This is a genomic window from Bradyrhizobium sp. Unk1 (assembly GCF_059512345.1).
The window spans coordinates 122,213-146,335 of the sequence record NZ_JCAMOP010000020.1; the positions used below are offsets into that span (position 1 = coordinate 122,213).

A 24,123-nucleotide genomic window follows, 5' to 3' on the forward strand; every position below is an offset into this window, starting at 1 on the left:
TGTCGGAATGACGGTTTCAGCGTAAGCGGAACCAATGGCCGAGACCTATCCCAGCCCCCGTTTTGGAGCCCCCCGCGAGCCGAAAGCGCCCGTAAATCCGGGCAGCCGGCTCGTGTCCATGCTCGACGTCGCCACGGCCAGCCACGCCCGCGCGGTCGGCTTCCTGCTGCTCTGCGCGCTGCTGCTATTCCTCCCGGGCTTCTTCACCATCCCGCCTGTTGACCGCGACGAGGCGCGGTTTGCGCAAGCGACCAAGCAGATGGTCGAGAGCGGCGATTATGTCGACATCCGATTCCAGGAAGACGTCCGCTACAAGAAGCCGGTCGGCATCTACTGGTTGCAATCGGCCGCGGTTGAAGCCGCGTCCGCGCTCAAGCTGCCGAAGGCCGAATTGCGGATCTGGGTGTACAGGCTGCCGTCGCTGATCGGCGCCATCGGCGCCGTGCTGATGACCTATTGGGCCGCGCTCGGCTTCGTCACGCGGCGCGCGGCGGTGCTTGCCGCGCTCCTGATGTGTGCCTCCGTGCTGCTCGGCGTCGAGGCACGGCTGGCGAAAACCGATGCGGTGCTGCTGTTCTGCGTGACCGCCGCGATGGGCGCGATGTCGCGCGCCTATCTGTCGTGGCAGCGCGCAGAGGATGAGACCCATCCGCCCTGGAGCTGGCCCGCGATCTTCTGGACCGCGCTCGCGGTCGGTATCCTGATCAAGGGTCCGCTGATCCTGATGCTCGCAGGCCTGACCATCGTCGCGCTCGCGATCCAGGACCGTGATGCCTCGTGGCTATGGAAGCTGCGTCCGCTCTGGGGCCTGATGTGGATGCTGGTGCTGGTGCTGCCCTGGTTCGTCGCGATCTTCTGGCGCGCCGGCGATGCCTTCTTCGCCGATTCCGTCGGCGGCGACATGCTGAGCAAAATCGGCGCCCAGGAATCCCATGGCGCGCCGCCTGGACTGTATCTGGCGCTGTTCTGGATCACATTCTGGCCGGGCGCGCCGCTTGCGGCGATGGCGGCGCCGGCGGTGTGGCGGGCCCGGCGCGAGCCCGGCGCGCAGTTCCTGCTGGCCTGGCTGATTCCATCCTGGATCGTGTTCGAGGCGGTGCTGACCAAGCTGCCGCATTACGTGCTGCCGCTGTATCCGGCGATCGCGATCCTCACCGTCGGTGCGCTGGAGCGCAACGTCCTGTCGCGCTCGTGGCTCGCGCGCGGCTCGGCCTGGTGGTTCGCGATTCCCGCTGCCGCCTCGATCATCGCCGTGGTCGGCGCGGTCATGCTGACGCGGCAACCGGCCTTCGTGGCCTGGCCGTTCATCGCGGCCTCGCTCATCTTCGGCCTGTTCGCGTGGTGGCTGTTCGACACCAATCGCGCCGAGCGCTCGCTGCTCAACGCACTGGTCGCAGCGCTGATGCTGGCGGTCGTGGTCTACGGCATCGTGCTGCCGTCGCTGACCCCGCTGTTTCCGAGCATCGAGATCGCGCGCGCGCTTCGCAACGTCACCTGCGTCGGGCCGAAGGCGGCCGCTGCCGGCTATCACGAGCCGAGCCTCGTGTTCCTGACGGGCACGCAGACGCTGCTGACCGACGGCTCGGGCGCGGCGGATTTCCTGCGGCAGGGGAGCTGTCGCTTCGCTCTGATCGAGCAGCGCTCGGAGCGCAGCTTCGTGCAGCGCGCCGAGGCGATCGGGCTGCGCTACAAGGTAGGTGCGCGCATCGACGGCTATAATTTCTCGCAAGGGCGCGCGATCTCGATCTCGATCTTCCGCTCGGAAGGCACTGAGTAGGATGCCGGCACCAGCCGACATCGCGCCGCGCCCGGGCTATCCCGCGCAATTGCTCGCGGTTTCGGGCCGTGCCCTGGCGCAGCTCGTTCGTACGCCTTCGCATTCGCGCCGCGCCGAAGCCGCGCGAAATCTGGCGCGGCATTCGCTGTGGCTCAGCGCCGCCGGTGCGGCCTTGATCATCGTGCTGATGCTCGCGTTCGATCAGACCGAGATCCAGCTGATGCCGGCGCGCGGCACGCCGAGCCTGTGGCCGATCCGCATCCTCACCGATTTCGGCAAGGACGAGTATGTGCTCTCCGTGCTCGGGGGGACGCTGGTGGTCCTGGCGCTCGTTGCAGCGGGATTGCACGACACCCGTCGCGGATTGCTGCTCGGCCTTGGCACGCGGCTGCAGTTCTTGTTTCTGTCTGTCGCCCTGTCCGTGTTCGTTGCCGAGATCCTCAAATATCTCATCGGTCGCGGACGTCCGTTCGTGGGCGGCAAGGCCGATCCGTTCAACTTCATCCCGTTCGAGGGAACAGGGGCTTATGCCAGCCTGCCGTCGGGTCATGCGGTGACGGCGTTCGCGCTGGCGTTTGCGGTCTCGGCGCTGTGGCCGCGCCTGCGCGTGTTCATGTTCACTTACGCAATCGTGATCCTGCTGACCCGGCTGGTGCTGCTCGCGCATCATCCGAGCGACGTCGTCGCCGGCGCTCTGGTCGGCATGGTCGGCGCCATGGCGGTGCGCTACTGGTTCGCGGCCCGGAGGCTCGGCTTTGCCATCCGCGCCGACGGCACCATTGTGCCTCTTGCAGGGGCGGTCTCGGGCCGCCTCAAAAGGGTTGCCCACGGGGCATCCGCCCCATAAAAGCGACTGCCTGCCGGGGTCGCCGGTTCCTCAGGTCGCAGGCCAATTCCAACCACGAGCTTTCGATTTGTCGTCGTCCCAGCCTTCGGTTTCCATCGTCGTTCCCGTGCGCAACGAAGCCGACAACATCGCGCCGCTGATCGAGGAGATCGGCGCGGCGCTGGACGGCCGCTGGGCCTATGAAATCATCTACGTCAATGACGGCTCGACGGACGCGACCGGCGAACGGCTCGGCGCGATGATGCAACAGCGGGACAATCTCCGGCAGCTTCGCCATGCCAGATCAGGCGGCCAGTCGGCAGCAGTGCGCAGTGGCGTGCGCGCAGCACGTGGCGCGATCGTGGCGACGCTCGACGGCGACGGGCAGAACAATCCCGGCTTCCTGCCGGATCTGATCACGGCGGTCGAGAAGGGGGCGGGGCGCGTCGGTCTCGCGGCCGGTCAGCGTGTCGGACGCAAGGACACCGGCTTCAAGAAATTCCAGTCGCGGGTGGCGAACGGCGTCCGCAATGCGATCCTGAAGGATGGAACGCGCGATACCGGTTGCGGCCTGAAGGCGTTCCGGCGCGACGTGTTCCTGATGATGCCCTATTTTGATGGTCTGCATCGCTTCCTGCCGGCGCTGGTGCGCCGCGAGGGCTACGACATCGCCTATGTCGACGTGATCGACCGGCCGCGCCATTCCGGCGTGTCAAACTATGGTTTCTTCGACCGGCTGTGGATCGGCATCATGGATCTCGTCGGCGTATGGTGGCTGATCCGCCGCAAGAAGCCGACACCAGACGTGACTGAGGTGAAGGCATGATCATCCAATACGGTCAGGCGTTGAATAACTATCTCTACGACGTCTTCGTCGCCAAGTTCGATTTCTGGCTGGCGTTCGGCCTCGTCGCGCAGCTGTTCTTCACCGCGCGCTTCCTGGTGCAGTGGATCGCGAGCGAGCGGGCCGGCAACAGCGTGGTGCCGATGGCGTTCTGGTTCTGCTCGATGGGCGGCGGCCTGATGACGCTGGTCTACGGCGTCGTGAAGCGCGAGCCCGTCATCATCCTCGGACAGGCGCTCGCGACCATCATCTACATCCGCAACATCATGTTGATCATCAAGAACCGCAGCCGCGCCTCGAAGACGCTGGATCGCTGAGACGCGCCGCTAGCGCGGCAACGCCGACGCCGCGCCGGAGGCGGGCAGGGCGGTATCCGCCTCGCTCCTGCGATAAGGCTCACCGGCGGCATCGAGCACCGGATAGGCGACCGAGCAGATATGCGAGTGGATGCGGCGCAGGTCGCGCAGCACATCGAGATGCAGCGAGGTGGTCTCGATGGTCTCGGGGCGGCCCTCGCGCAGGCGGTCGAGATGACGCTCGACGGCGGCGAGCTCGGTGTTCTTTAGCGTTGTCTTCTCCACCAGCAGCTTGCGCGCTTCGTTGGCATCGCCCGACATGAAGACGCCGAAGGCGATCCGCAGCGAGTCCATCGTGCGCTTGTGGAAGGCGGCGAGCTCCTCGGCGCCCTCGGCCGAGAACTGGAAGCGCCGCTTGATCTTCTTGGTCGCGAGCTCGCTCAGGCTCTTGTCGATGATGTCGCCGATATGCTCGAGGTTGATGGCGAAGGAGATGATCTCCATCGCGCGCCGCCCCTCGCTCTCGTCGAGGCTGCCCCGCATCAGCTTCGTCACGTAGAGCTTGACGGCTTCGTCAAGGCTGTCGACGACATTGTCCATCTTCGTGACCTGGTCGACCAGCGCGCGGTCGCCGGTCATCATCGCCGCCATCACCTTGCGCAGCATGACCTCGACCAGATCGCCCATGCGCAAGGTCTCGCGCGCGGCGTCGGCGAGCGCCAGCGACGGCGTCTCCAGCGCGCTCTCGTCGAGATAGCGCGGCCGGGCCGGATCGTCTTCCCGGACGCGATCGGGCAGCAGCCGGGTCAGGAGCCGGGACATGATGTCGAGCAGGCCGATGAAGATGACGGCGGTGCCCACGTTGAAGGCGATGTGGAAGGCCGCCGTCATCCTGGCGAGATCGGGCTGCCAGGCGTGCATGTGCTCGGCGATCCCATTCAGGAACGGCAGCACCGACGCGATCCCGATCACGCGGTTGGCGAGATTGCCGAGCGGCAGGCGGTAGCTCGCGGGATCGTCGCGCCGGGCGCCCTCGAACACGGGATTGATGGCGCTGCCGAGATTGGCCCCCAACACCAGCGCGAGGGCCGCATAAGGCGTGATGAACTGCGAATAGGCCAGCGACATGATCAGCAGCACGCTGGCGACGCTCGAATGCACCGCCCAGGTGACGAGCGCGGCGATGACGATGCAGAGCACGGGATCGCCCGTGATCGCGGACATCATGACACGAACACCCGGCGCGTTCTCGGCCGGAGCCAGCGTGTCGAGCAGGATGTGCAGCGACAGCAGCATCAAGCCGAGGCCGATGAAGACGCGCCCGATATCCTTGATCCGCGACCGTGGGCCGGAGCGGAAGGCGACGAGCCCGAGCACGAACAGGACAGGCGCAACGGCTGCGATGTTGAACGACAGCACCTGCACGATCAGCGTCGTGCCGACGTTGGCTCCCAGCATGATGGCGAGCGCGGCAGTGAGGCTGACGAGGCCCTCTGCCGCGAATGAGCTGGTGATCAGCGCCGTCGCCGTGCTGCTCTGGAGCAGCGCGGTGAGGCCGAGCCCGGCGGCGAACGCGTTGAATCGGTTGCCGAGCGCCTTGCCGAGCAGCCGCCGCAGGTCCGGGCCGAAGGCGCGCAGAATCCCGCTGTGGACCATGTGCAGGCCCCACAGCAACAGCGCCACGCCGCCCATCAGATCGAGCAGAACCAACGTTCCCATGCTCCGCGTCCGGATTGGAGTCGATTGGTGAGGCTAGCGCCAAACGTCAGCGGTTCAACCCCTTTGTTCGCACATCCGCGCTAACGTTTGCGGCGGCTGCGCGTTCCCGCGGCGCGCGTTTTGCGCGTCCGCCGGCGCGATTGCCGCGTCCCGAGGCGCGATGCCTTGTGAGCAGGCTCACATTGCCGCCTTGAGGGCAGCGAAGCCGCGATCGAGATCGGACTTGAGATCGTCGACGCTTTCGAGGCCGATGTGAAGACGCAGGGTCGGGCCGCCCGGCGACCACTTGGTCGCGGTGCGATAGGCGTCGCAATCGAAGGGAATCACGAGGCTCTCGAAGCCGCCCCAGGAGAAGCCCATGCCGAACAGCTTGAGCGTGTCGAGCATGGTGTCGACGGCCTTCTGCGGCGCCGGCTTCAACACGATGCTGAACAGGCCCGACGCGCCGGTGAAATCGCGCTTCCAGATCGCATGGCCGGGATCGGTTTCGAGCGCCGGATGCAGCACGCGCGCGACCTCGGGTCGGGCCGCGAGCCAGCGCGCCACGTCGAGCCCCGAGCGATGATGCTGCGCCAATCGTACCGACAGCGTGCGCAGGCCGCGCAGCGCGAGGAAGACGTCATCGGGGCCGGCGCAGACGCCGAGCAGGCGGATGCCTTCGGCGATCTGCGGCCACGCCTTGGCGTTGGCCGAGATGGTGCCGAACATGATGTCGGAATGGCCGCCGATATATTTGGTGGCGGCCTGCATGCTGATGTCGACGCCCTGGTCGAGCGAGCGATGATAGAGCGGCGTCGCCCAGGTGTTGTCGTCGATGACGAGCGCATCGCGCGCATGCGCGACCTCGGCGATGGCGCGGACATCAGGCATCTCGAACGACTGCGAGCCCGGCGCCTCCACCAGCACCGCGCGGGTGTTCGGCTTGAACAGCTTGTCGATGCCCGCGCCGATCAGCGGATCGAAGTAGGTGGTCTCGATGCCAAGGCGCGCGAGCATGCCGTTGCAGAAATTGCGCGAGGGCCGATAGACGTTGTCGCAGACGAGCAGATGGTCGCCGGTCTTCAGCACCGAGAGCAGGGTGGTGGAGATCGCCGACAGGCCTGACGGCACGATGCCGACGCCGGCGCATTGCGGCCCCTCCAGTGCCATCAGCGTCTCCTGGAACGCCCTGGTGGTGGGGGTGCCGTGGCGGCCGTACTGGAACTCGCCGCGATGGGCGTGCAGGTCCTCGGCGGTCGGATAGAGCACGGTCGAACCGTGAAACACCGGCGGATTGACGAACCCCTTCTGCGCCTTGGTGTCGCGGCCGGAGGTCACCAGCCGGGTCTCGGCGTGCTGTTGGGAGGGGTGCGAGGAATCCATGCGTCTGCTTTCAAAACCGCGTTTCCACCGGGCGCGCCGCGCCCGCGGGCCGGCCGAAGGCCGCTGCCGTTAATAACAGAACACAGAAGAGTCCCGTCAACCCCTTGACCCGGCTCGCCAGTCGTTCTGAGATGCGTGGGTGCTATTCAGTCGCCGCATGTTGAGGGGCTGCCGCGACCTTCGATCCATCGTCTGACCGGACCTTGCGTCACAGCCATAATGGCGGGCGCCTGCGGCGGGGATTAAGGTATGGCCTCCCGGGATGGGCGAGTGTTCGGCAAGGTTTTCCAGCATGACTCTTGCAAGGCTAGTCCTGATGCGGCTAGCCCTCGCGGAGACGATCCCAAAGACGACATTCCTGACCTTGAGACGACTTTGAAAGGCCTTCAGCCCATGAAACGCGTAACCCTGGCTCTCACTCTCGCTCTCGCCGCCGGCCTCTCCGCCCAGGCCGCCGATGCGCAAACGCTCAAGACCGTCAAGGACCGGGGCATGCTGTCCTGCGGCGTCAGCCAGGGTCTGCCCGGCTTCTCCTCGCCCGACGACAAGGGCAACTGGACCGGGCTTGACGTCGACCTCTGCCGCGCGATCGCCGGGGCGATCTTCAACGATGCGACCAAGGTCAAGTACGTGCCGTTGTCCGCCAAGGACCGTTTCACGGCGCTGCAATCCGGCGAAATCGACGTGCTCTCGCGCAACACCACCTGGACCATCTCGCGCGACACCTCGCTCGGCGCCAACTTCACCGGCGTCACCTATTATGACGGGCAGGGCTTCATGGTGAAGAAGTCGCTCAAGGTGAATTCGGCGCTCGAGCTTAACAGCGCCTCGGTCTGCGTCCAGACCGGCACCACCACCGAGCAGAACCTCGCCGACTACTTCAAGGCCAACAACATGAAGTACGAGGTGATCGCGTTCGGCACCAACGATGAAACCGTCAAGGCCTATGAAGCCGGGCGCTGCGACGTCTTCACCACCGACCAGTCGGGCCTGTACGCCAACCGCCTCAAGCTTGCCAATCCCAACGACCATATGGTGCTCCCCGAAATCATCTCGAAGGAGCCGCTCGGGCCGATGGTGCGCCACGGCGACGACCAGTGGTTCGACATCGTGAAATGGACGCTGTTCGCCCTGGTTACCACCGAAGAGCTCGGCGTGACCTCGAAGAACGTCGACGAGAAGGCGAAACTGGAAAATCCGGAGCTGAAGCGCGTGCTCGGCAGCGACGGCAATTTCGGCGAACAGCTCGGCCTGACCAAGGACTGGGTGGTGCGGATCGTGAAGGCCGTCGGCAATTACGGCGAGGTGTTCGACCGCAACGTCGGCGCCGGTTCGCCGCTCGCCATCAACCGAGGCCTCAACAATCTCTGGAACAAGGGCGGTCTCCAGTACGCGCCGCCGATCCGCTGATCCCGCCTGATCCGCGGCGATGAGCACCGAGGCTCGAAAACCGCCGGCCCAGATCGCGCTGAAGATCAGGCGCGTTCTGGGCGGCAAGGCGGGCTGGAACGGCGTCGCCGTCCAGTTTGCCTTCGCGGCGATCCTGGGCTGGATTGGCTATGAGATCGTCTCCAACGCCCGGGCCAACCTCGAAAACCAGCACATTGCCGCCGGCTTCGGCTTCCTCCGGAACAATGCCGGCTTCGACGTCAACCAGACCCTGATCTCCTACACCGGCTCGGACACATTCCTGCGCGTGTTCGTGGTCGGGCTTTTGAACACGCTCGTGGTCTCGGTGGTGGGCATCTTCTTCGCCACCGTGATCGGCTTCATCGTCGCGCTGTGCCGGCTGTCGCCCAACTGGCTGTTGTCGCGCGTCGGCGAGATCTATGTCGAGATCATCCGCAATTTGCCGCTGCTGTTCCAGATCCTGTTCTGGTACCTGGCGGTGCTCGCGGCCTTGCCAAATCCGCGGCAGAGCATCTCGCTGCTCGGCTTGGCCTTCATCAGCAATCGCGGCCTCGTCATTCCGCGCCCGATCGGCGAGAGCGGCTTCGAGGCGTTCCTCGCGGTGCTGGCGTTCGGCATCGTGGCGTCGCTGGCCTTGCGCATCTACGCACGGCGAGCGTTGTTTCAGCGGGGGCAGATGATCCGGATCTGGCCCTATGTGCTGGGCCTGCTGTTCGGCCTGCCGCTTGCCACCATGCTGGTATCCGGTGTGCCCTTCACCTTCGAGGTGCCGCAGCTCAAGGGCTTCAATTTCGCCGGCGGCTCGCGGATCATCCCGGAATTCGTGGCGCTGACGCTGGCGCTGTCGACCTACACCGCCGCCTTCATCGCCGAGATCGTGCGCGCCGGCATCCTGTCCGTGCACAGGGGGCAGATGGAGGCGGGATCCTCCCTCGGCCTTAGCCGCGGCACCACGCTCCGCCTGATCGTCGTGCCGCAGGCGATGCGCGTCATCGTGCCGCCGCTGACCAACCAGTACCTCAATCTCACCAAGAATTCCTCGCTCGCGGTCGCGATCGGCTATCCTGACCTGGTGTCGGTGTTCGCCGGCACGTCGCTGAGCCAGACCGGGCAGGCGATCGAGATCATTGCCATGACGATGGGCGTCTACCTCCTGATCTCGCTGCTCACGAGCGCCATCATGAGCGTGTACGGTTGGCGCGTCAGCCGGAGCCTCGGCGCATGAGCGACATCACCTCGTCCGCCTACGTCCGCCGGGACCTGCTCACCGAGCGTCCCGCGCCGGTGAAGACCACGGGCTTCATTGGCCTCGTGCGCACCCGCCTGTTCAATTCGCCGACCAACATCCTGCTCACGATCGTCGGCGCCTTGCTGCTCTGGTTCACCATCGTTCCCTCCGTCAGGTTCCTGATGGTTGATGCGGTCTGGACCGGCAAGGATCGCACGGCGTGCCTGACCGAGAATGCCGGCTTTACGGTCGGCGCCTGCTGGCCCTACATCCAGGCCAAGCTGCCGCAACTGATCTACGGCTTCTATCCCGAGGCCGAGCGTTGGCGGGTCAATCTCTCGCTGATCCTGGCGGCGGCTCTGCTGCTGCCGCTGCTGATTCCGCGCCTGCCGGCGAAAGGACTGAACGCAAGTCTCTTCTTCTTCGCTTTTCCCGTGGTGGCGTTCTTTCTGCTGCACGGCGGCGGCATCACCGGGTTCGGCCTGAGCTGGACGGCCGGCCTGTTGCAATTGTTCGATGACAGCATCATCGGCGCCGGGCAGGCTCTGCTCAGTCTCGGCAAGACCTCGGCCATCGCACCGCTCTTCTGGGTTGCCGGCAATCTCATCGTGCTGGTCGGCAGCGCGATCTACTGGCTGATCTTTCCGCTGACCTGGCTGCGTGACCAGTTCCAGGGAACGGGCCAGTCGGTCTGGGCCGATTTCGCCATCACGGCGGCGATCGTCTCCCTGATCGCCTTCGTTCTCGGTGGCGGCGTTCGCACCGGCGGCCGGGCTCTGACATCCAGCATCGCCACCTTCATGGCCATCGCGGTCGTGATCAAGCTGATGGGGCTCGATCACGGCGGCCTGCCGGTCGTGACCACCAATTTGTGGGGCGGGCTTCTGGTAACGCTGGTGGTCTCCGTGACCGGCATCGTCACCTCGCTGCCGATCGGCATCGCGCTGGCGCTCGGCCGCCGCTCGACCATTCCGCTGATCCGGATCTTCTCGATCGCCTTCATCGAGTTCTGGCGCGGCGTGCCGCTGATCACCGTGCTGTTTTTCGCGACCTACATGCTGCCTTTGTTCCTGCCGGGCAATTTCACGGTCGACGGTCTGGTGCGCGCGCTGATCGGCATTTCGCTGTTCACCGGTGCCTATCAGGCCGAGAACGTCCGCGGCGGGTTGGCCGCGATCCCGCGCGGGCAGGGCGAAGCGGCAGCCGCTCTGGGCCTGTCCTGGTGGAAGACGACCTCGCTGATCGTGCTGCCGCAGGCGCTGCGCCACGTCATTCCGAACCTCGTCAACAGCTTCATCTCGCTGTTCAAGGACACGTCGCTGGTCTCGATCGTGGCGCTGTTCGACCTGCTGGGCTCGCTCCGGGCGTCGTTCTCGGATCCGAAATGGTCGACGCCGTCGACCGCGTTCACCGGCTTTGCCTTCGCCGGGATCATCTACTTCATCTTCTGCTTTGGAATGTCGCGCTACTCGCTCTTCGTCGAGCACCGCCTCAACGCCCACCGTCGCAACTGATCGAGGTCATCATGTCCGACCCCATCGTCAAGATTTCCGGCCTCAACAAATGGTACGGCGAGTTCCACGTACTGCGCGACATCGACCTCGCGGTCGAAAAGGGCGAGCGCATCGTGATCTGTGGCCCCTCGGGCTCGGGCAAGTCGACGTTGATCCGCTGCATCAACGCGCTCGAGGAATTCCAGGAGGGCGAGATCGTCGTCGACGGCATCGAGCTCGGGCCGAACCTCAAGCACGTCGATGCGGTCCGCCGCGAGGTCGGCATGGTGTTCCAGAGCTTCAACCTGTTCCCGCATCTGACCGTCCTGGAGAACTGCACGCTGGCGCCGATCTGGGTGCGCAACATCCCGAAGAGGGACGCCGAGGTCAACGCGATGAAATTCCTGGAGCGGGTCAAGATCCCGCACCAGGCCAACAAGTTTCCCGGACAGATGTCCGGCGGCCAGCAGCAGCGCGTCGCGATCGCACGCGCGCTGACGATGAACCCCAAGGTGATGCTGTTCGACGAGCCGACCTCGGCGCTCGACCCCGAAATGGTCAAGGAAGTGCTCGACACCATGGTCGACCTCGCCGAGGAGGGCATGACCATGCTGGTTGTCACCCACGAAATGGGCTTCGCCCGCGAGGTCGCCAACCGCGTCGTGTTCATGGATGCGGGCCAGATCATCGAGGCCAATACGCCGAACGAGTTCTTCGCCGCTCCCCAGCACGCGCGGACGAAGCTGTTTTTGAGCCAGATCTTGCGGTGAAGCGGGCTGCCGAGGGTGGGCAAAGGCGCGTCGCGCCGTGCCCACCATCCCTCGGCGATCGCGGCAGGCGTGGTGGGCACGCTTCGCTTTGCCCACCCTACGGCTGCGGCACTGCGGCTTGCTCAACTTGAGCCGGACTTCGTAATCCGGGCGGCCGCGACCCTCCCGGCCTAGACGAACGGCGGCTTGATGTTGCTGCGCTTCTCCAGCCATTCCGGCACCGGCAGGTTCTTGGCGCGCATGAAGTCGGCATTGAACAGCTTCGACTGATAGCGGCTGCCGGAATCGCAGAGCACGGTGACGATCGTCTTGCCGGGCCCGAGCTGTTTCGCAAGTCGTATTGCGCCGGCGATGTTGATGCCGGTGGAACCGCCGAGGCACAGGCCTTCGTGCTGGAGCAGCTCGTAAATCACCGTGACGGCTTCCGCATCGGGAACAAGATAGGCGTCATCCACCTTCGCGCTCTCGACGATTGCGGTCGCACGGTTGAGGCCGATACCTTCCGTGATCGAGCCGCCCGGCGTCGCTTTGGCGTCGCCGCTCCGGAAATACTCGAACATGCCGGCGCCATGCGGATCGGCGCAGGCGATCCGGACGTCCTTGTTCTTCTCTTTCAGATAGCGGCTGACGCCGGCGAGCGTGCCGCCGCTGCCGACCGAGCAGACGAAGCCGTCGACCTTGCCGCCGGTCTGCTCCCAGATCTCGGGACCCGTCGACTCGTAGTGCGCCTTCGCATTGTCGAGGTTATTCCACTGGTCGGCGAACAGCACGCCATTGGGCTCGGTCTTGCGCAGTTCGTCGGCGAGCCGGCGGCCGACATGCTGATAATTGTTGGGATTGGCATAGGGCAGGGCTGGCACCTCGATCAGCTCGGCGCCGCACAGCTTCAGAAAATCCTTCTTCTCCTGGCTCTGCGTCTCCGGGATCACGATCAGCGTGCGGTAGCCGCGCGCGCTCGCCACGACCGCGAGGCCGATTCCGGTGTTGCCGGCCGTCGCCTCCACCACGAGACCGCCCGGCTTGAGCTCGCCGCGCTTCTCGGCCTCCAGGATCATCCATTTGCCGGCGCGGTCCTTCACCGACTGGCCCGGATTCATGAACTCGGCCTTGCCCAGAATGGTGCATCCGGTCAGTTCGGAGGCGCGCTTGAGCTTGATGAGCGGGGTGTTGCCGATGGCTTCGACAACGTCATTTTTGATGGTCATGTCAGGCAATTACCGGCTGGTTCACAAGGTGGGCGCGACCCTAAAGTAGGGTGGCGGGGCTTACAAGCGACCCTTGCAAGCGACCTTGCAAGCGATCTTGCAAGCCGCCCCCGCAAACCCTTATTGCTGCTTTGCGAAGATGACTTGCCGGACGTCGATATTCCCGGACAGGAATCCGGCCTCGCAATAGGACAGGTAATACTCCCACAGCCGCCGGAACCGGTCGTCGAAGCCGAGCGGCACGAGGCCCGGCCAGGCCGTCTGGAAGTTATTCCGCCAGGTGGCCAGCGTCTTGGCATAATCTTGCCCGAAGATGCGCTCGCGGATGACGGGCAAGCCGAACCTGTCGCCGAGCGACTTGAGCACGGCGGGCGAGGGCAGCATGCCGCCGGGAAAGACGTAGTGCTGGATGAAGTCCACCTCGCGCCGGTAGCCCTGGAACAGCCTGTCCTGAATTGTGATCGCCTGGATGCCGGCAAGGCCGCCGGGCAGCAGCCGGTCCCGCAGCTGGGCGAAATATTTTGGCCAGAACTGCTCGCCGACGGCTTCGATCATCTCGATCGAGGCGATGCGGTCGTAGCGGTCGCGTTCGTCGCGATAATCCTGAAGACGGATCTCGACCTTCTCGGCAAGGCCCGCCTCGTGAATGCGCTTCTGCGCAAAATCGCGCTGCTCGGTCGAGATCGTGAGGCCCACCACGCGCGTGCCGAAGGTCTTTGCGGCGAACTCGGCGAAGCCGCCCCAGCCGCAGCCGATCTCGAGCAGCGTCTGGCCCGGCTTCAGGTCGAGCGCCTCGGCGAGCCGGCGGTATTTGTTGGTCTGGGCTGTCGTGAGATCGGAGGTGCTCTCCTCGAACAGCGCCGAGGAATAGGTCATGCCGGGATCGAGCCAGGCCGAATAGAACGCATTGCCGATGTCGTAATGGGCGTGGATGTTGCGCCGCGCCTGACGGCGGGTGTTGCGGTTGAACCAGTGCTGCAGCAGCTGGACGAACCGCATCAGCGGCTTGTCGTTCAGCATGGCCTGGATCAGATCGTGATTGACGCAGAACAGGTAGAGGAATTGCGTCAGGTCCGGCGTATCCCAGTCGCCGGCGAGATAGGCCTCCGCGATGCCGATGTCGCCGCCGTTAACGAGGCGCGAAGCGAAGCCGTAATTGTGCAGCCGCATCGCGGCATTCGGGCCCGGCTCCTGGCCGCCGAGGCGGATCACGCGTCCGTCGGGCAGGGTGACGTCGAGCGTTCCTCGCCGCAGCCGCGCGCCAAAACTGAGCGCGAGGCGAACGATGCGCGGCAGATCGGCGAGCACTGTGTCTATGGTGTCTGACGTCACCGAGATGGTATGCGACATCGGCGGATCCATCACCTGAACGGATACTGTCCGACCGCGAGCCAGGCGCCCCCATACGCCTCATATCGCTGGACCCGAGGGCGCCCCGCAAACGGTCAGCGTCGAATCATGCGCATGATATAGGTGCGCGTTGCGCCGGTCGCCAAGGTGCTGGCGGGGTACCTCCGGCAGTTCATCGCCGCCTGCATAGTGCAATTGCAGACCATCACCCGATCACAGCGCGCCGTGCGCTCACCCAAGGCCCGGGAAGCTGCGGTGCGCTGCGGCGCAGGTTTCGGTGGAGCGACTGCCGGGAGCGGGTGGCCCTGGCGTCGGCGTGGCGGCAATTGTCACATGAAATCTTGGTAAGCTTGAATGCGCCTCGGAGCGAGGTTGGAATACAAAAAAGCCCTGTGACACAGGCGCATTTTGTATTTGCGTGAGTTCGACATCGACGCATTCGGGGCCGTATTTCGCAGGTGCGGGACTGTCCCCCTGTTCCGCACCCCGCTAGTATCAACTTCAGGTTCCGCAGAAAGCATCACGGCTGTGAACGAGTTACACAAACGCCCCCGGCCGTCCCGCCACGAATCGGTTAATCCGGCTCTGCGGTGGCGGATCAATCTGCCCGGCGGGGGGTGGATGTGACACAGGATGGTCCTGCGGTCGCCATGGGGCGATCTCCCGGCCTTACGTTCCGGACGTCGCGTGCGGCGCGATGGGCTGCCGTGGTGTGCCTTGCCGCCAGTTCAGGCGCCTGCGTGCTGACGCAGGATTTGCCCGATCCCGCACTCGATGTTCCCGCGCAATACAAATACGCGGGCAAGCCGGATGCGCCGCCGTCGCTGGATTGGTGGCGCGGCTTTCGCTCCACGGAGCTGACGCAACTGATGGAGGAGGCGCAAACCGTCAATCTCGACATCGCCGCCGCCGTCGCGCGCATCGTCCAGGCCGACGCCCAGGCGCGGCAGGCAGGCGCTGCCCTGCTGCCGAGCCTGTCGGGCGGCGGATCGGAAACCTATTCACGCACCTCGGGTTCGAGCGCCTCGGGCCTGTCCATCGGCGGCCGCGAGGTCGTCAACTATTCGGCGTCGCTGAGCGCGAGCTACCAGCTCGACTTCTGGGGCCAGAACCGCGATGCGCTGCAAACGGCGGAAGAGACGGCGAATGCCAACCGTTTCGATCGTGACGTCGTCGCCCTGACGACGCTCGCCGGCGTCGCCAACGCCTATTTCCAGGTGCTGGCCTCGCAGGATCGCCTGCGTACCGCCCAGAGCAACATCGCCAGCGCGCAGCGCATCCTCGATGCGATCCGCGAGCGCCGCAAGGCCGGCACCGGCACCGACCTCGACGTCGCCCAGCAGGAGAGCGTGCTCGCCAACCAGAAGGCGCTGGTGCCGCCGCTGCGCCAGACGCTCGACCAGAACGTCAACGCACTCGCCGTGCTGGTATCGCGGCCGCCGGAGAGCGTCCGCGTGCTCGGCGGCTCGCTGAACAAGATCGCCATCCCGCGCGTCACGCCCGGCCTGCCGTCGGAGCTTTTGACGCAGCGGCCCGACATCCGCCGCCAGGAGGCACAGCTCGCCTCGGCGACCGCGAACATCGGCAATGCCCGCGCGCAGTTCTTTCCGACCATCCAGCTCACCGGCAATGGCGGCTATCAGAGCTCGGCGCTGGTCTCGCTGTTCCAGCCGCATGCGGCCTTCTTCCAGCTCGTCGGTAGCGCCACGCAGCCGATCTTCGACGGCGGCAAGATCCTCGGCAATTTCGAATTCGCCAAGGCGCGGCAGGACGAGTTGCTTCAGACCTACCGCAAGACCATCATCCAGTCGTTTGCGGACGTCGACAATGCGCTGTATTCGATCAAGCAGACCACGATCAAGCTGCAATTGCAGCGCGATGTCGTGACCTCGTCGAAGCGCGCCTTCGATCTGGCCGAGCAGCAATTGCGCGCCGGCACGGCCGACATCGTGACTGTGCTGAACGTCCAGCAGACACTATTTCAGGCCGAAGATGCGTTGTGGCAGGCCCAACTCGCACGGCTTCTCGCCATCGTCAGCCTGTATCAGGCGCTCGGCGGCGGCTGGGAGCCGCGAATGGAGAAACCGGTCAATGCTCTTTAAGCCGGATACGAAGGAAGGCGCGAAAGAAGGGACGGCGAAGAAATCGCGCGGCCGCGGCTTCGTCATGACCCTGATCACGCTCGCCATCCTTGGCGGGCTCGGCTATTTCGGCTGGACCGTCTGGCACCAGCAGCCGCAGCAGGCGAATGGCCGCAACCAGCGGCCCGATCTGCCGGTGCCGGTGCTGGCGGCGACGCCCCGCATCCAGGACGTCCCGGTCTATCTCGACGGCGTGGGCGCGATCCGCGCGCTCAACACGGTGACCGTGCGCTCGCAGGTCGACGGCAAGCTGATCGCCGTGAAATTCACCGAGGGCCAGGACGTCAAGAAGGGCGACGTGCTCGGCGAGATCGACCCCGCACTCTACCAGGCGACGTATGACCAGGCCGTCGCCAAGAAGGCGCAGGACGAGGCGCAGCTCGCCAACCAGCGCATCGACCTTACGCGCTACGAGCAGTTGGCTGCCTCCAACGCGGGCTCCAAACAACAGGCCGACACCCAGCGCGCCGCGGTCGCGCAGACCGAGGCGCTGGTCAAAGCCGACCAGGCTGCGATCGACAATGCGGCGGCGACGTTGAGCTACACCAAGATCGTGGCGCCGCTCTCCGGCCGCGCCGGCCTGCGCCAGGTCGACCAGGGCAACATCATCCACGCCGCCGACGCCACGGGCCTCCTGGTGATCACGCAATTGCAGCCGATCGCGGTGTGGTTCAGCCTGCCGCAGCAGCAGATCATGCGCGTCAACGCAGCGGCGTCGAAGGGCACGCTCGCGGTCGACGTGTTCGGCAATGACGGCATCACCGTGATCGACACCGGCAAGCTGACCGGCATCGACAACCAGGTCGACCAGACCACCGGCACGCTCAAGCTCAAGGCGGAATTCCCCAACGCCAATTACCAGCTCTGGCCGGGCCAGTTCGTCAATGTCCGCCTCAAGGTCGAGACCTTGATGCAGGCGCTGGTGGTGCCGACATCGGCGGTGCAGCGCGGACCGATCGGCACCTTCAGCTACGTCATCGGCGAGGACAATGTCGTCTCCGCCAAGCCGGTGACCGTGACCCAGCAGAACGAGCATGACGCCGTCATTGCCAGCGGCCTGTCGCCGACCGACAAGGTCGTCACGACGGGCTTTGCCAATCTGTCCGACGGGTCCAAGGTGGTCGTCGGCCGCGATGACCAGACACCGTCGGCCGATCTCGCCCCGCGCAAGCGCACGCGCGGCCCGGATGGCCAGAAGAAGGATGGGCAGGCCAAGGACGGGCAAAAGGACGGACTTGGCAAGGACGGACCTGGCAAGGACGGACCTGGCAAGGACGGCGAGCACCGCGCCAAGCGGAGCAGCAGCGAAGGCGACCAGAAGGGGCAGACCGGACCGGCGCCGGGGCCGGGGGCATCGGGACCTGGAGCCAAGCAGCCATGATCCCGACAACAGCCGCCTGAGCGGCAGGCAGATCCCATGGGCGTCTCCGAACCCTTCATCCGCCGCCCGATCGCGACCTCGCTGCTCGGTATTGCCCTGCTGATCGGGGGCGCGCTCGGCTATTTCTCCCTGCCGGTCTCGGCGCTGCCGCAGGTCGATTTCCCGACCGTGCAGGTGACGACGCAGCTTCCGGGCGCAAGTCCCGACGTGATCGCCTCGCTGATCACCGCGCCGCTGGAGCGCCAGCTCGGCCAGATCCCGTCGCTGTCGGCGATGAACTCGACGAGCTCGTTCGGCGTCAGCCAGATCTCGCTTCAGTTCGACCTCAACCGCGACATCGACGGCGCCACCCAGGACGTGCAGGCCGCGATCAACGCGGCGGCCGGCGTGCTGCCCAAGACGCTGCCCTATCCGCCGACCTACGCCAAGGTGAACCCGGCGGACGCGCCGGTGATGACACTGGCGCTTCGCTCCGACACGATCTCGCTGCGGGCGATGAGCGACATCGCCGACACGCTGCTGGCGCAGCGGCTGAGCCAGATTTCCGGCGTCGGGCGCGTTTCGGTGCTCGGCGGGCTGAAGCCGGCCGTGCGCATTCAGGCCGACCTTGCGCGGCTTGCGGCCTACGGCATCGCGATGGAGGATCTGCGCACTGCGATCGCCAACGCCAACGTTTCGGGGCCCAAAGGCTCGCTCGACGGCGCGCAGCAATCCTACATCATCGCCGCCAACGACCAGATCGCCGCCGCCGACGCCTACAAGCCTGTCATCATCGCCTACCGCAACGGCTCGCCGGTCACGATTGCCGATGTCGCGCAGATCGTGGATGGCCTCGAGAACGACCGCACCGGCGGCTGGTATCAGGGCACGCCGGCGGTCATCATCGACATCCAGCGCCAGCCCGGCGCCAACGTCATCGATGTCGTCAGCCAGATCCGGGCGGAAATCCCAAAGGTCCAGCGCGCCATTCCGGCCGGCGTGAACCTCACCATCGTCTCCGACCGTACCGTCACCATCCGCGCCTCGGTCCGCGACGTGCAGTTCACCCTCATCCTCAGCGTCGTCTTGGTGACGCTGGTGGTGCTGTTGTTCCTGCGCTCGCTCAGGGCCACGCTGATCGCCGGCGTGGCGCTGCCGCTGTCGCTGATCACCAGCTTCGGCATCATGTATTTCGCCGGCTTCAGCCTCGACAATCTGTCGCTGATGGCGCTCACGATCGGCACCGGTTTCGTCGTCGACGACGCCATCGTCATGATCGAGAACATCGTCCGCCACATGGAGAACGGCGATAGCGCGATGGAGGCCTCGCTGAAAGGGGCCAGCGAAATCGGCTTCACCGTGATCTCGCTGACGGTGTCGCTGATCGCGGTGTTCATCCCGCTTTTGTTCATGTCCGGCCTCGTCGGGCGCATGTTCCGCGAATTCGCGCTGACGCTGACGATCGCGGTCGTGACCTCGGCCGTTGTCTCGCTGACGCTGACGCCGATGATGTGCTCCCGGCTGCTCAAGCACGCCCATGAGGAACTGGCTGTGCCGGGATTGGCCGCGATCAGCCGCTTCATCGATGGCACCGTCGAGTTCTATCACCGGACGCTGCTCTGGGTGCTGGAACGCCAGCGCGCCACGCTACTCGTGACGTTCGCCACGCTGGTCGCGACCCTCGTCCTCTACGTCGTCGCGCCAAAGGGCTTTCTGCCGCTTCAGGACACCGCCTCGATCACGGCGGTGACGGAGGCGGGACCCGACGTGTCGTTCACCGAGATGCAGAAGCGGCAGGCCGAGGCGGCCGATGCCATCAAGGCCGATCCTGATGTGGTCGGCGTGGTCTCGGTGATCGGGGCGGGCTCGGTCAACCCGACCACCAATGTCGGGCGCCTGGTCATGACCTTGAAGCCGCGCGGCGAGCGGCGCGACGACGTCAGCGCGGTTGTGACCCGGCTGAAGGAACGGGTGTCGGCCATCCCCGGCATGACCGTCTATTTCCAGCCGGTGCAGGACGTGCAGATTTCGACCCAGTCGAGTCGTTCGCAGTACCAGTACACGCTGACCGGGACCGACGCGACGCTGGTGTCGGAGTGGGCGCGCAAGCTCGTTGCCGAGATGCGGCGCGATCCGCTGTTCCGCGACGTCTCCTCGGAGGCGCAGGAGGGCGGCCTGCGGGCGCAGCTCGACGTGGACCGGACCCGGGCCGGACAGCTCGGCGTGAGCCTGCAAGGCATCACCGACACGCTCAACGACGCGTTCGCGCAGCGGCAGATCTCGACCATCTACGGCCAGGCCAACCAGTACCGCGTGGTGTTGGAAGCGCTGCCGATGTACCAGCGCGATCCTTCGATCCTGTCGAAGCTGTATCTGCCGGGCGCGGCGAGCAGCATCGTGGGCGGGCCCAATGCCCAGGTGCCGCTCTCCGCCGTGGCGACGCTGAAGCGCACCACGGCGCCGCTCGCGATCTCGCACCAGGCGCAATTCCCGTCGATCTCACTCAGCTTCAACCTCGCCCCGGGCGCCGCGCTCGGTGATGCCGTCGAGGCGGTGAAGACGATCGAGACCCGGATCGAGATGCCCAACAGCATCGTCGGCGTCTATGCCGGCGATGCCGCCGAATTCGCCAAGGCGCTCGCCGGCCAGCCCTGGCTGCTGCTCGCCGCCGTGATCACGATCTACATCGTGCTGGGCGTGCTCTATGAGAGCTACATCCACCCGATCACCATCCTGTCGACGCTGCCTTCGGCCGGCGTCGGCGCGATCCTGGCGCTGATGCTGTGCGGGCAGGACCTCTCGGTGATCGGCCTGATCGGCATCATTCTCTTGATGGGCATCGTCAAGAAGAACGCGATCATGATGATCGACTTCGCGCTCGAGGCTGAGCGCGGGCAGGGGATGTCGCCGAACGAGGCGATCGTGCAGGCCTGTCTCTTGCGCTTCCGTCCGATCATGATGACGACGCTGGCGGCGCTGTTCGGCGCGCTGCCGCTCGCGATCGAGAGCGGCACCGGCGCCGAGCTGCGCTTTCCGCTCGGCATCTCCATCATCGGCGGCCTGCTGCTGAGCCAGCTGCTCACGCTCTACACCACGCCCGTGATCTATCTGGCGCTCGACCGCATCAACCGCCGCCTCGAGCAGGCGCTGCCGCCGGCTGAATCCGGCGGCCCGCCGGTCGCGGGCGCAACCGAGGGGATGCAGTGATGGCATCGATCTCGGAGCCCTTCATCCGCCGTCCGGTCGCGACCACGCTGCTGTCGATCGGATTGTTCCTGCTGGGTGTCGTTGCCTACGAGTTCCTTCCCGTCGCCTCGGTCCCGAACGTCGACTTCCCCGCCATCTTCGTGTCGGCCAGCCGGCCGGGCGCCGACCCGTCCGTCATGGCGGCGACGGTGGCCTCGCCATTGGAGCGTCGGCTCGGCGAGATCGCGGGCATCAACCAGATCACCTCGACGTCGTCGCTCGGCACGACCAGCATCCAGCTCCAGTTCGACATCGGCCGTAACATCGACAAGGCCGCGCGCGACGTGCAGGCGGCGATCAATGCCGCGCTGATCGACCTGCCGAGCGACCTGCCGACGTTGCCGCGCTTCCGCAAGGCGAATACGGCCGGCGCGCCCGTTTTCGTGCTGGCGCTGACCTCGAAGACGCTGTCGGCCAGCGCGATCTACGACGTCGCCGATACCGTGCTCGCGCAGCGGATCTCGCAGGTGCCGGGTGTCGGCGACGTGACGGTGAGCGGCGCCGACCAGCCGGCGGTGCGCGTGCAGCTCAACCCCGTCGCACTGTCCAACGCCGGCATCGCCACCGACGACGTCAGGACCGCGATCATCAACGCCAACCCGCTTGGTCCCGTCGGCATCTTCAACGGCGAGCGCCAGAGCGAGACGCTGTCGCTGAACAAGCAGATGCGGACGGCGAAAGAGTTCCGCGACATCATCATCAAGAGCTCGAACGGCAATTTCGTCAGGCTGTCCGACGTCGCCGACATCGAGGACTCCGTCCGCAACGCCCGCTCGATCGCCTGGTTCAACAAGCAGCCGGCGGTGCTGATCCAGATCACCAAGCAGGGCGACGCCAACGTCATCGACACCGTCGACCGGGTGAAGGCGCTGATCCCGGCGCTGAAGCAATGGATCCCGGCGGGTGTCGATATTTCCACGCTGGTCGACCGTACCAGCACGATCCGCGCCAGCGTGCTCGACATGCAGTGGACGCTGCTGGCAACCGCTGTCCTCGTGATGGTCGTGGTGTTCGTGTTCCTGCGGCGGCTGACGCCGACGATTGCGGCCGGCATCTCCGTGCCGCTGGCGCTGGCCGGGACCTGTGCAGGGATGTGGGTCGCGGGCTTCTCGATCGACAATCTGTCGCTGATGGCGCTGGCGATCTCGGTCGGCTTCGTGGTCGACGACGCCATCGTCATGATCGAAAACATGTACCGCAATCTCGAACATGGCATGCGGCCGCTCCAGGCGGCCCTGGTCGGGGCACGGCAGATCGGATTCACCGTGGTCTCGATCAGCCTGTCGCTGATCGCGGCTTTCACGCCGCTGATCTTCATGGACGGCATCGTCGGTCGGCTCCTGCGCGAGTTCTCGCTGACACTGACCTTTGCGATCCTGGTCTCGACGCTGGTGTCGCTGACGGTCACCCCGATGATCTGCGCTCACTACATCCGACAGACCACATCCGGCACCGCGACGCTGTTCGACCGGCTGATCGAAGGTTCGCTGTCGCGCGTGGTCACGTTTTACGCCCGCAGCTTGCGTACCGTGCTGCAATATCCGCTGCTGACGCTGCTGGTGTTCTTCGCCACCATCGGCCTCACCGTGACGCTCTACATCAAGGTTCCCAAGGGCTATTTCCCGACCGACGATTCCGGTTTCGTCATCGGCGCGACGCGCGCCTCGGCCGACATCTCGTTCCAGTCCATGCTCGGCCTGCAGCAGCGGCTCGCCGACATCGTGATGCAGGATCCGGCCGTCGCCGGGATCGGCTCGACCGTCGGCAGCGGAGGCGGGGGGCCGGGGGCTGCGACCTCGAACCGCGGCACCATGTTCATCAGCCTGAAGCCGCCGGAGGAGCGCGACCACGTCTCGACGCAGGTCGTGATCGACCGTCTCAGGCGCGCCCTGTACCCGGTGCCCGGCATCCGCCTGTTCATGTTCGCCGCCCAGGACGTCCGCGCCGGCGGACGGCAGAGCGATTCCGACTACCAGTACACGCTGACCAGCACCGATCTCAGCCTGCTCCAGAAGTGGGCGCCGATCGTGGCCAAGCGCATGGAGAGCATCGAGGGCATCACGGATATTTCCAGCGACCGCGATCCCGGCGGGCTTCAGCTCACGCTCTCGATCGACCGCCAGAAGGCCTCGGCGCTCGGCGTCAGGGTCCAGGATATCGACAACGCGCTCAACAACGCATTTTCGCAGCGGCAGATCGGGATCATCTACACCCAGCGCAACCAGTATATGACCGTGCTGGAGATCGACCCGAAATTCCAGGTCGACCCATCCAACCTCGATCGTATCTATGTCGCCGGTGCCAATGACGCGCAGGTGCCGCTATCGACGGTGGTGCATGCGACGCGCGGGCTCGCTGCGCTGGCGGTCTATCATTCGCAGGCGTTTCCCTCGACCACGGTGTCGTTCAACCTGTTGCCGGACGTGCCGCTTCAGACAGCCATCCAGAACGTGCAGCGCGCGGTCGAGGAGCTGCACATGCCCGATGGCATTCGCGGCAGTTTTGACGGCAATGCCGGTGATTTCGCCAGGACCAGCGGCCGCCAGCCGCTGCTGATCCTCGGCGCGCTGGTGGCGATGTATATCGTGCTCGGCGTGCTCTATGAGAGCCTCGCCCATCCGCTGACGATCATCTCGACGCTGCCGTCCGCGGGGCTCGGCGCGCTGCTCGCCTTGCAGCTGACCAACACGCCGCTGACGGTGATCGCCTTCGTCGGCATCATCCTGTTGATCGGCATCGTCAAGAAGAACGGCATCATGATGGTGGACTTCGCGCTCGATGCCGAGCGCCAGCGCGGCCTGTCCTCGGCGGAGGCGATCTTCGAGGCCTGCCAGGCCCGCTTCCGCCCCATCCTGATGACGACCATGGCGGCGCTGTTCGCCGGCATTCCGCTGGTCGTCGCGACCGGTCCGGGCACGGAGCTGCGCCGTCCGCTCGGCATCACCATCATCGGCGGCCTGTTCGTCTCGCAGATCCTGACGCTCTACACGACGCCCGTGATCTACCTGCTGATCGACCGCCTGCGCCGCCGTTCCGAGCCGCGTCCGCTCGCCGCGCCCGCGGAATAGGTTGTTGAACCGCCGCTTCAAGCGTATA

16 protein-coding genes are annotated in these 24,123 nt (G+C 65.6%); 12 read left to right on the forward strand and 4 right to left on the reverse strand.

Annotation, left to right across the window (positions count from 1 at the left end; genetic code table 11):
• Positions 1–34: 34 nt before the first annotated feature.
• From AC5ZFO_RS25410 to AC5ZFO_RS25425, 4 genes are all read left to right on the forward strand, one after another.
• Entirely contained in the window at positions 35–1,777 is a 1,743-nt protein-coding gene (locus AC5ZFO_RS25410) for an ArnT family glycosyltransferase (RefSeq protein ID WP_282519290.1), read from the forward strand.
• Between the two features lies 1 nt (position 1,778).
• Positions 1,779–2,624 (forward strand): phosphatase PAP2 family protein, encoded by an 846-nt coding sequence (locus tag AC5ZFO_RS25415; protein ID WP_282519289.1) that lies wholly within the window; start codon positions 1,779–1,781, stop codon positions 2,622–2,624.
• A 67-nt stretch (positions 2,625–2,691) separates the two neighbouring features.
• Entirely contained in the window at positions 2,692–3,429 is a 738-nt protein-coding gene (locus tag AC5ZFO_RS25420) for a glycosyltransferase family 2 protein (protein WP_282519288.1), read from the forward strand.
• Positions 3,426–3,764 (forward strand): lipid-A-disaccharide synthase N-terminal domain-containing protein, encoded by a 339-nt coding sequence (locus tag AC5ZFO_RS25425; RefSeq protein WP_282519287.1) that lies wholly within the window; start codon positions 3,426–3,428, stop codon positions 3,762–3,764. The genes AC5ZFO_RS25420 and AC5ZFO_RS25425 overlap by 4 nt, the downstream gene beginning before the upstream one ends.
• 9 nt (positions 3,765–3,773) lie before the next feature.
• On the opposite strand, the gene AC5ZFO_RS25430 is transcribed toward AC5ZFO_RS25425, so the two are convergent.
• The gene (locus AC5ZFO_RS25430; RefSeq protein WP_496122760.1) at positions 3,774–5,462 is read right to left on the reverse strand and encodes a Na/Pi cotransporter family protein; all 1,689 of its coding nucleotides are present in this window, start codon (positions 5,460–5,462) and stop codon (positions 3,774–3,776) included.
• A gap of 177 nt (positions 5,463–5,639) precedes the next feature.
• Positions 5,640–6,824, reverse strand: a complete 1,185-nt coding sequence (gene metC, locus AC5ZFO_RS25435; RefSeq protein ID WP_282519285.1) for a cystathionine beta-lyase — start codon at positions 6,822–6,824, stop codon at positions 5,640–5,642.
• Positions 6,825–7,217: 393 nt separating this feature from the next.
• Between metC and AC5ZFO_RS25440 the strand changes: the two genes are divergently transcribed.
• From AC5ZFO_RS25440 to AC5ZFO_RS25455, 4 genes are read left to right on the forward strand one after another with little or no spacing between them, the layout of a single operon-like run.
• Positions 7,218–8,234, forward strand: coding sequence for an amino acid ABC transporter substrate-binding protein (locus AC5ZFO_RS25440; RefSeq protein WP_282519284.1), 1,017 nt, complete (start codon positions 7,218–7,220; stop codon positions 8,232–8,234).
• Between the two features lie 19 nt (positions 8,235–8,253).
• The gene (locus tag AC5ZFO_RS25445; protein ID WP_282519283.1) at positions 8,254–9,459 is read left to right on the forward strand and encodes an amino acid ABC transporter permease; all 1,206 of its coding nucleotides are present in this window, start codon (positions 8,254–8,256) and stop codon (positions 9,457–9,459) included.
• Positions 9,456–10,976, forward strand: a complete 1,521-nt coding sequence (locus AC5ZFO_RS25450) for an amino acid ABC transporter permease (protein WP_282519282.1) — start codon at positions 9,456–9,458, stop codon at positions 10,974–10,976. Before AC5ZFO_RS25445 ends, AC5ZFO_RS25450 begins: the two co-directional genes overlap by 4 nt.
• A gap of 11 nt (positions 10,977–10,987) precedes the next feature.
• Entirely contained in the window at positions 10,988–11,725 is a 738-nt protein-coding gene (locus AC5ZFO_RS25455) for an amino acid ABC transporter ATP-binding protein (RefSeq protein ID WP_282519281.1), read from the forward strand.
• Between the two features lie 170 nt (positions 11,726–11,895).
• Here the strand turns inward: AC5ZFO_RS25455 and AC5ZFO_RS25460 are convergent, their stop codons facing one another.
• A complete protein-coding gene (locus tag AC5ZFO_RS25460; protein ID WP_028161359.1) occupies positions 11,896–12,930 on the reverse strand; it encodes a cysteine synthase A in 1,035 nt (344 codons plus the stop codon).
• Between the two features lie 120 nt (positions 12,931–13,050).
• Complete coding sequence (locus tag AC5ZFO_RS25465; protein WP_282519280.1) at positions 13,051–14,280, reverse strand: SAM-dependent methyltransferase; 1,230 nt, start codon at positions 14,278–14,280, stop codon at positions 13,051–13,053.
• A 650-nt stretch (positions 14,281–14,930) separates the two neighbouring features.
• On the opposite strand from AC5ZFO_RS25465, the gene AC5ZFO_RS25470 reads away from it, so the two are divergent.
• Genes AC5ZFO_RS25470 through AC5ZFO_RS25485 form a run of 4 tightly spaced genes read left to right on the forward strand, consistent with a single transcriptional unit; the run spans position 14,931 to position 24,095 of the window.
• A complete protein-coding gene (locus AC5ZFO_RS25470; RefSeq protein ID WP_282519585.1) occupies positions 14,931–16,382 on the forward strand; it encodes an efflux transporter outer membrane subunit in 1,452 nt (483 codons plus the stop codon).
• Positions 16,372–17,802 carry an efflux RND transporter periplasmic adaptor subunit gene (locus AC5ZFO_RS25475; RefSeq protein ID WP_282519279.1) on the forward strand — a complete coding sequence of 477 codons (1,431 nt, stop codon included), beginning with the start codon at positions 16,372–16,374 and terminating at the stop codon, positions 17,800–17,802. The genes AC5ZFO_RS25470 and AC5ZFO_RS25475 overlap by 11 nt, the downstream gene beginning before the upstream one ends.
• Positions 17,803–17,838: 36 nt before the next feature.
• On the forward strand, positions 17,839–20,988 hold the full coding sequence (locus tag AC5ZFO_RS25480) for an efflux RND transporter permease subunit (protein WP_282519278.1): 3,150 nt from the start codon (positions 17,839–17,841) through the stop codon (positions 20,986–20,988).
• Positions 20,988–24,095, forward strand: a complete 3,108-nt coding sequence (locus AC5ZFO_RS25485) for an efflux RND transporter permease subunit (RefSeq protein ID WP_282519277.1) — start codon at positions 20,988–20,990, stop codon at positions 24,093–24,095. Before AC5ZFO_RS25480 ends, AC5ZFO_RS25485 begins: the two co-directional genes overlap by 1 nt.
• Positions 24,096–24,123: the final 28 nt, after the last annotated feature.